Here is a 7,131-nt window from a genome sequence, read left to right as displayed (position 1 = left end):
ACTGAGGACTTTCCTCAGTCGACCCGATCGCCGGACCCCTGTGCGCGTTCCGGGTCCGGCGTTCGGTTGCCGACTGCCTGCGGGCGTATGCGGGGCCGGGCGGAGCGGGCCGCCGGCCTCGGCGGCCGGCCTCGGGCCTCGGGCGACGTGTCGGGGCCGGCCGTCAGGCCCAGGGTCGTCCGGTACTGCGGCTCAGCTCGCGTACCAGCCGAACGTGGAGGTGGGCCGGGGCCCGGCGGCCACGTCGAGTTGGGGGTCGACGGTGAGGATCGCGTGGTGGAGCCGCTGCAACTGCGGTGAGGGCTCGACGCCCAGGTCCTCCACGAGGCGCGCCCGCAGGCGTTGGTAGACATCGAGAGCGGTCGCCTGCCGGCCCGAACGGTACAGCGCCACCATCGCCTGGGCGTGCAGGCCCTCGTGCTGGGGGTGACGTGCGATCAGATCGGTGAGTTCGGCGATGAACTCCCGGTGGCGGCCCAGGCGGAGCTCGGCGTCGATGCGCCGCTCCACGGCCACCAACCTGCTCTCCTGCATCCGGGCGGCCTCGATCTCCAGGACCGGGCCGATCCGTACATCGACCAGTGCGCTGCCGTCCCACAGGGCGAGTGCGCGCCGCAGCAGATCGGCGGCCGTGACGTCGTCGCCGACGTCGGAGGCGCGCTGGCCGGCGGCCACGAGGCGCTCGTACTCATGGACGTCGACGTTCTCCGGCCGGACCTGGAGCAGGTAGCCGCCGTAGCGGGTGACCAGGATGTCCTTGGCGGTGCCCGGCTCGTCGGGGCCCATCGCCCGGCCGAGTCTGCGCCGCAGTTGGAGGATGTACGTCTGAAGCGTCGTCAGCGCGCTGGCCGGCAGATCACTCCCCCATATCTCTTCCATGAGCGTGGAAATCGGAACGACCCGCCCCGGGTAGAGCGCCAGCAGCGCCAGGATCTGGCGGGGCTTGCTCGCGGTAGGCACGACGGTCACCCCGTTGACATCGACCTGTAACGGGCCAAGGACCTTCACTCTCACAGATTCCTCCTTGAGTCTGCCGGCTGCACGAGGACAAGCCGGCACCGAATCCGATCCGTAGCACATGTCGCACGGGCAAACCCCACAGCCTCTCTCTGCGAAACGGGCCGTCGAGTACGTAACCACTGGCGCGGCCCGACTCCACAGGTTGTCCGCCACTGTTCAGACGGTTCTCCAACGACGCGTGAGCCGTTGTCGAACCACGACTGGCGGACCAGCCGGATTCTTTCGACCGACCGTCAGGGCGGCAAGTGCGTCTCTGACACAACGTCAGCTGCCGGCGACCGGCTGTCACGGAGGGGTCCAGTAACAGTTGAGTCGCGTGGTGAAGTTAGGACGGGTGAGGCGCAAGGGGCGCAAGGGGCGCGAGGTGAGAGGCTGTCGCGGCAGCCGTCCGATCGGGCCGGCCGAAGGGTTGCCATCCGCAGCCGATGCGCGGGGCTCGCGTGCGGGCGGCGTCGACGCGGGCAAGGCACACCCTTGGTTCGCGCGTGACCACCGCTGTTTCCGGCCCATTCCGGTCGGTTGCGCCTTCGCCCGTCACGGCGGCTGACCTCCGCCTGTCACATGTTCGTACCGTCAGCCGTCATAGCAGTGACGAACAGAACCGCCCGTCCTTCGACGGCGGTCCTGCGACGGCACGCGGCGGGCGACCCCCGCGCCGCTGTCTCTCGATGCGTTCGCGCGCCCAAAATGCCGACCGGAGCCGTGGAGAACGAGCTCCCCGACCCCTTGCGAGCAGGAATGACTACTATGAAGGAACGACCGGTCACTCCAAGTGGCGAAACGCGGGCCGGAGCCGGATTCACCGCGGGCTACGCCCGGTTGGTCAGCGGGCGCCGCTCGAAGTGGGCGGTCCTGGTGTTGTGGCTGGTACTCATCGCTCTCGGCGGATCACTCGGTTCCAAGATCGGCCACGTCCAGAACAACGACCAGGAGACCTGGCTGCCCTCCAGCGCCCAGTCGACGCAGGCGGTCAAGCTCGCGGAGAAGCACTTCGCGGACCGCCACACCAGCGGCGCCGTGATCGTCTACACCCGCAGCGGCGGCCTCACCAGCGCCGACCAGGCGAAGATCGCAGCGGACCGCAGCGCCCTCCAGGCCGTCGCCGTCGGCCCGGTGTCCACGCCGGAGGTCTCCACCGACGGCAAGGCCGCGTTCCTCAGCCTCCCGCTGCGCACCAGCCCCAGCGACAACAACGTGCTCACCCACGCCGTGGACCGGTCCGAGAAGATCGTGGACAACGGCGCGCCGGCCGGGCTGGAGACCAAGGTCTCCGGCGAGGCCGGCAGCATCCGCGACTTCGCCGGCGTCTACAGCGGGATGGACGGCGCCCTGCTGGGTGCGGCCCTCGCCGTGGTCGCGATCCTGCTGCTGCTGACCTACCGCAGCCCGGTGTTGTGGCTGGTGCCGCTGATGACGGTCTTCCTGGCCAGCGAGGTGGCCAGCGGCGTGGTGTACGTCCTCGCCGCGCACGCCGGTCTTCTCGTCAACGGCCTGAGCACGTACATCCTGATGATCCTGTGCGTGGGCGTCGGAACCGACTACGCGCTGCTGCTGATCGCCCGCTACCGCGAGGAACTGCATCGGCACGAGGACCGGCACGAGGCGATGCGGATCGCGGTGGGCCGCTCGATCTCGGCGCTGTCGGCCTCCGCCGCCACTGTCATCCTCGCCTCGCTGTGCCTGGTCTTCGGCCGCATGACCTCCACCCGCGGCCTCGGCCCGGTGGTGGCCATCGGCGTCGCGGTGGTGTTCCTGGCCATGACCTCGCTGCTGCCCGCGCTACTGGTCATCCTCGGCCGGTGGACGTTCTGGCCGTTCGTCCCGCGCCACACCCCCGGATTCCAGTCGGGCGCGGAGCAGGAGCACGGCGTGTGGACCAAGGTGGCCGGCGCCGTCGCACGTCGGCCGCGGGTGGTCTGGGCCTGCTGCATCGTGGTGCTGGCCGCCCTCGCGGTCGGCACGACCACGGTGGAGACCGGCCAGACCCAGGCCCAGCAGTTCACCAAGTCCGTCGGCTCCACCGAGGGCCAGAAGATCCTCGCCGAGCACTTCCCCGCGGGCGCCTCGGAGCCCGCCGATGTCTACGTGCCGACCCAGGGCAGCGCGGGCGCGCTGCGGATCGTGCAGTCGGTGCCCGGCGTGCAGTCGGCGGCGACCGAGCGGTCCGCCGGCGGCTGGACCCACATCACCACCGTGTTCAAGGACGCCCCGGACACCCAGGCCGCCAGGGACACCGTCCACCGCATGCGCACCGCCCTCGACAAGGGGCCGGGTGAGACATCCGACGCGGTCGTCGGCGGCCAGAGCGCGATCGCCCTCGACACCGCCAACGCGACCACGGACGAGGAACTGCTGCTCATCCCGCTGATCCTGCTGGTCGTCCTGGTCATGCTGATCCTGGTACTGAGGTCGGTGGTCGCCCCGATCGTGCTGCTGCTGTCGGTGATGCTCTCCTACGCCTCCGCCGTCGGCGCGGCCTCGCTGATCTTCCACGCCATCGGCTACCCGCACATGGACCGCAGCCTGCTGCTGATCGGGTTCCTGTTCCTGGTCGCCCTCGGCGTGGACTACACGATCTTCCTCATGGCCCGGGTACGCGAGGAGGTCCGGCACCGCGGGCACCGCGACGGCGTGCTCACCGGCCTCGCCGTCACCGGCGGCGTCGTCACCTCCGCGGGCATCGTGCTGGCGGGCACCTTCTGCGTCCTGGCCACGATCCCGACCGTGTCCTCGCTCCAGGAGGGCCTGCTCATCGCGGTCGGCATCCTCCTGGACACCTTCCTGGTCCGCAGCCTGCTGGTACCCGCCCTGTCCCTGTCGATCGGCCCGCGCATCTGGCGCCCGGGCCACCCCGAGACCGAGGCGCCGCCCGAGGGCGAGCGCCCGGCTGTGACCACCCGCGCGGACGTCGGCGCCTGACCGACGCGCGGGGGAAAAGGGGGCGTCGCGCCGACCCCCGCGGCGCGGCGCCCCGCTTTTGGTGGAAGGACTTCTGTGGCCGGCGATCCTCGGAGCCGGCGGCCCGTGCCGCCACTCCTGTCACACTCGCCGGCCGCGGGACGTCATAGAAGTGACGCCCGTCCAGCGACGGCGTCACGCACCACCCACGAAAGGAAACACCATGGAAGCGCGCATGAAGAACCCGGCGATGATCCTCAACGCCACCCAGTCCATCCAGGACATGTACAAGGCCATCTACGCCGGCGGCGTCCCGAAGACGACGCTCGACCTGGTCCATCTGCGCGCAAGCCAGATCAACGGTTGCAGCTCGTGCGTCGACTCCGGCGCCCGCGGCGCCCGCAAGAGCGGCGAGAGCGAGGAGCGGCTGTTCGCCGTCGCCGCCTGGCGGGAGACCACCCTGTTCACCGACGAGGAGCGCGCCGCGCTGGCGCTGGCCGAGTCCGCGACCCGGCTGGCCGACCGGAGCGAGCCGGTGCCGGACGACATCTGGGACGCGGCCGCCGACCACTTCGACGAGAAGGGCCTGGCCGCCCTGGTGCTCATGGTCGCGCTGACCAACTTCTTCAACCGGCTCAACGTCACCACCAAGCAGATGGCCGGCGACTGGGGCTGACAGGCGCCTAGGCCCTCCCGGCAAGGCTTGCCCCGGTCCCCCGCTCGGCGGGGGACCGGGGCCGTCGGCGTTTGTCCCCCGTCGCCCCCTCACCCCCGGCGGGCATGCCGGGACGGCGAGCGGCCGGTGCGCCAGGAGGCTCCGCGAGGCGCCGAACCGGTCGCTCCGCATACGGCGGTCGGCTGCACCGGGAGCGCCGTCAGTCGATCCCGCGGACGATGTTGGGCTCCACCGGCTCGTCCTCGTCGTCCACCCCTGCCAGCCTGAGCAGTGGCGTCGGCCACACGGATTCGGACTCCCGCCACTCACCCTCAGCATCGTCCACCGGTCTCTCCTCCCACGGCCACGCGCCTTTGCGTCGACAGCGGAGCCAGCGCCCCACCTGACAACACTGGCAGCCCCCTCTTGAGGCCGGGCGGAGCCGGACTAAGGGCACATGGAGGGCGGCGTCGCGAGCCGATGACTCCCGCCCAGCCGGTTTCTCCTCAGTCACCACCGGCTCCGCCATGGCTCCTTCGTCGGCACCGCCCGGACTCGGCCCTCGACCCGCTCCTTCTCCCACCCACCATTTCCCGGTCGGTCCAGCTTGAGCGGGCTTCCAGCCCGACTCCAACCGCGGCACGGACAGTAGCGTCACGCGCCACGCAACGGTGCGGCACGACGCGAAGGGAACCCGTCCATGGCCGCCGTCGCCTTCCTCAGACGCCTCCTCGGCGAGGTATGCCGATCGCTGGGCAGCTACGGGGCCATGCACGCGTTGGGGCTGTGGGTGCCCGGATGGCCGCCGTTCGACCAGGAGACGCAACCACCGGACGGTCCACCACCGGCCCACCCCGAACGCCTGCGCCCGGATACCGCCCTCACCCCCCTGGAGCGGGCGCTGTTACGGCAGTGGCGGCGCGAACGGCGGCAGGAACAACGGCAGGAACAACGGCTGCGGGCGCAGCGGCGACCGAAGCGCTGAGAGCCGCCCGGCAGGGCGCACGGGCCGGCCAGGGTCTGTAAGGAGCCGCTCCCGCTGCCGTCCGCGGGCAGTCCCCGGCGGGCCCGTCCCCGACCGCACGGCGGCGCTGTCCGCCCGTTCCGCCGGCCGCTCCACCCCGCGGGATGTCATCGTCCCGGGCGGACCCGGCCGGCGGCCCGCCCCAGGTCGACGCGGGGCGACCAGGCGGTCCGTGGGGCTCAGGACAGGTCCCGCTCCCTCAGTGTCGCCAGGGCCTTCGCGATGCGGCGGGAGCGGGTCTCGGGCTTCTTCGCGCTCTCGATGGCCCGGATGTGCTCGCGTTTGCGGCTCTGGGTCAGGCTGTTGTAGGCCGTACGGGCGACCGGGTCGGCCTTCAGGGCGTCGGCGAAGTCCTCGGGTTCGACCACGGTGCGGGGCTCGGTGTCGAGTTCGAGTTCGACCTCGACCTCCTCGCCGGTGTCGACGCCCGCGGCCGCCCGGTTGGCCTTGCTGAAACCGATCAGATGGCGGCCACGCATGATCGCCAGCCGGCTCCTCCAGGAATGCCCGTTGATCGTGATGGTCACCGCCGGCCGCGCGCCTGCGTCGAGCTCCTCCACGACCTCGGGCGGAACCTCCAGGCCCCGCATGGGCTCCGGGGGCTCGACGTGGGTCCGAAACTTCATCATCTGCTCCTGTCGGCGTGTGGTCCGTCCGGGGCCGGATCGCGGTGCGGATCGACGGCTCGGTGCGTGCGGACCCGCAACCGTCGTCTCCAGTGTCGTGATCCGGTCGCCGGAACGCAGACCCCTTGGCCATTTGCGAGCATTATGACGATGACGCGTGCCCCGTCCGCAACGGCGGACGGGGCACGGCGTGTACACGGCGTCAGGTGCCGTGGAAGGGCCGGTCAGTCGAAGTTCGGCTTGCGGTCCCGGGTGCGCTTCAGCTCGAAGAACCCGTCGGTCGCGGTGACCAGCAGGACACCGTCCCACAGTTTCGCCGCCGCCTCTCCGCGCGGCACCGGCGTCACCACCGGCCCGAAGAACGCGTTCCCGGCCACGGAGATCACCGGCGTGCCGACGTCGTAGCCGACCCGGTCCATGCCGTCGCGGTGCGAGTCGCGCAGAGCCGTGTCGTAGGCCGTGGAGTCCATCGCCTCGGCCAGGTCACCGTCCAGGCCCGCCGCCAGGAGCGCCGCCTCGATGGTGGCCCGGTCCCTCGGCGCCTTCTCGTGGTGGAACCGGGTGCCCAGCTCGGTGTAGAGCCGGCCGAGCACCTCGGGGCCGTACTTCTGCTCGGCGGCGACGCACACCCGTACCGGGCCGAAGCCGCTCGCCTCGCGCCAGCGCTGCGGCAGGTCGCGTCCCTCGTTGAGGACGGCGAGGCTCATCACGCGCCAGCGCAACTCCACAGGCCGCCGGAGCGCCACCTCGTGCATCCAGCGCGACGCGATCCACGCCCAGGGGCACTGCGGATCGAACCAGAAGTCGACAGGGGTCGGGGGGTCTTGCGCCACGTCGGGCCTCCAGATGGGGAGAGCGGGGGGAGCGGGGATGCGGTGGGGTCGGCGCTCAGCCCTGGGCCCGTGGGG

7 protein-coding genes are annotated in these 7,131 nt (G+C 71.3%); 3 read left to right on the top strand and 4 right to left on the bottom strand.

Annotated elements, in window-relative coordinates; genetic code table 11:
* Nucleotides 1–192: 192 nt before the first annotated feature.
* Entirely contained in the window at nt 193–1,014 is an 822-nt protein-coding gene (locus AC13HU_RS27780; RefSeq protein WP_483044699.1) for an AfsR/SARP family transcriptional regulator, read from the bottom strand.
* 753 nt (nt 1,015–1,767) lie between these two features.
* On the opposite strand from AC13HU_RS27780, the gene AC13HU_RS27775 reads away from it, so the two are divergent.
* Together AC13HU_RS27775 and AC13HU_RS27770 are read left to right on the top strand one after the other, a co-directional pair.
* Nucleotides 1,768–3,939: an MMPL family transporter gene (locus AC13HU_RS27775; protein ID WP_483044698.1), complete on the top strand. Its 2,172-nt coding sequence runs from the start codon at nt 1,768–1,770 to the stop codon at nt 3,937–3,939.
* A gap of 202 nt (nt 3,940–4,141) precedes the next feature.
* On the top strand, nt 4,142–4,594 hold the full coding sequence (locus AC13HU_RS27770) for a carboxymuconolactone decarboxylase family protein (RefSeq protein WP_483044697.1): 453 nt from the start codon (nt 4,142–4,144) through the stop codon (nt 4,592–4,594).
* Nucleotides 4,595–4,793: 199 nt separating this feature from the next.
* Here AC13HU_RS27770 and AC13HU_RS27765 read toward each other — a convergent pair whose 3' ends face one another.
* Nucleotides 4,794–4,919 (bottom strand): hypothetical protein, encoded by a 126-nt coding sequence (locus tag AC13HU_RS27765; protein ID WP_483044696.1) that lies wholly within the window; start codon nt 4,917–4,919, stop codon nt 4,794–4,796.
* Between the two features lie 354 nt (nt 4,920–5,273).
* Here AC13HU_RS27765 and AC13HU_RS27760 point away from each other — a divergent pair, with 354 nt between their 5' ends.
* Nucleotides 5,274–5,558, top strand: a complete 285-nt coding sequence (locus AC13HU_RS27760; protein WP_483044695.1) for a DUF6059 family protein — start codon at nt 5,274–5,276, stop codon at nt 5,556–5,558.
* 218 nt (nt 5,559–5,776) lie between these two features.
* Here AC13HU_RS27760 and AC13HU_RS27755 read toward each other — a convergent pair whose 3' ends face one another.
* Together AC13HU_RS27755 and AC13HU_RS27750 are read right to left on the bottom strand one after the other, a co-directional pair.
* Entirely contained in the window at nt 5,777–6,223 is a 447-nt protein-coding gene (locus AC13HU_RS27755) for a YdeI/OmpD-associated family protein (protein WP_483044694.1), read from the bottom strand.
* Between the two features lie 224 nt (nt 6,224–6,447).
* Complete coding sequence (locus AC13HU_RS27750) at nt 6,448–7,056, bottom strand: mycothiol-dependent nitroreductase Rv2466c family protein (protein WP_483044693.1); 609 nt, start codon at nt 7,054–7,056, stop codon at nt 6,448–6,450.
* Nucleotides 7,057–7,131: the final 75 nt, after the last annotated feature.

This window comes from Streptomyces sp. NH27 (assembly GCF_056859195.1).
The sequence above is the reverse complement of the archived record's forward strand: the minus strand, read 5'-3'. Positions and strand labels throughout refer to the sequence as shown.